Origin of the sequence: Streptomyces sp. NPDC127092 (assembly GCF_042722475.1) — a bacterium.
Classification (GTDB): domain Bacteria; phylum Actinomycetota; class Actinomycetes; order Streptomycetales; family Streptomycetaceae; genus Streptomyces.
In genome coordinates, this window is the sequence record NZ_JBHXFE010000444.1 from 1 (window position 1) to 1004 (window position 1004).

A 1004-nucleotide genomic window follows, 5' to 3' on the forward strand; every position below is an offset into this window, starting at 1 on the left:
GCCCTGGACCAGGCCCGCGCCGCCGTCCGTCGGCTCAAGGCGGACCCGGAGCACGCCCGGCTGCGCGCCCGTGCGCAGGAGTTCGAGGAGGCGCTGCCCGGTCTGCAGGACGCCGCCCGCACCGCCGACCGGGCGGGGGCCGAGGCCACCGAGAAGGCCGCCGCCACCCGCGCCCGTCGGGACCGGACCCGGGAGCGGCTCGAAACGGGCCAGGGCGGGTCCAAGGAGCTGCAGGCCATGCAGCACGAGGACGACACGCTCACCGCACTGCTCGACGACCACGAGGCCGCGGCCCTCGAGGCCATGGAGGCAGCCGACGCCGCCGAGTCCCGGCTCGCGAAGGGCCACGCCGCTCTGGAGCAGGCACGGGCCGAGGTCGAGGCCCGCGCGGCGGAGGTGCGCCGCGAGGGGCAGGCCGTGACCCAGCGTGGCCGGGACCTCACCCAGCGCCGGGCGGCGTTGGCCGCGGAGTTCCCCGCGTCGTTGCTGGCCCTGTACGAGCAGGCGCGGGAGCGCAACGGCGGCATCGGCGCGGCCCGGCTCGTCGGGAACCGGTCCGCGGCCGCGGGCACGGAGCTGTCACCGGCGGAGGTCGCGCACATCCGGGCCCTCCCGCCGGCCGCCGTCGCCCGCTGCCCCGAGTCCGGCGCCATCCTCATCCGGGACTGACCCCGGGCCCCGCCCCCGGCGCGGTCAGTAGAGTGGGGGGGGCCGCGTCGGACGGCGCGACCACGGACACGAGGAGGCGCACGGTGAGCGGACGAGTCCTGCAGGTGGAGGCCGACGGCGGGTCGCGGGGCAACCCCGGCGTCGCCGGCTACGGCGCCCTGGTGCGCGACCCGGCCACAGGCGAGATCCTCCGGACCGACGCCGCCCCGCTGGGGAAGGCGTCCAACAACGTGGCCGAGTACTCCGGGCTCGTGGCCGGGCTGCGGATGGCCCGGGACCTCGACCCGGAGGCCCGGGTGCACGTGCTGATGGACTCCAAGCTCGTGGTGGAGCAG

2 protein-coding genes are annotated in these 1004 nt (G+C 77.8%); both read left to right on the forward strand.

All coding sequences use genetic code 11. The annotated features are described in order from the left end of the window. Positions 1–669 (forward strand): hypothetical protein (locus tag ACFWJO_RS41150; protein ID WP_386873549.1); only part of this gene is annotated, 669 nt, incomplete at its 5' end. An 83-nt stretch (positions 670–752) separates the two neighbouring features. After that, the coding region (locus tag ACFWJO_RS41155; RefSeq protein ID WP_386873551.1) for a reverse transcriptase-like protein at positions 753–1004 on the forward strand (252 nt) is incomplete at its 3' end.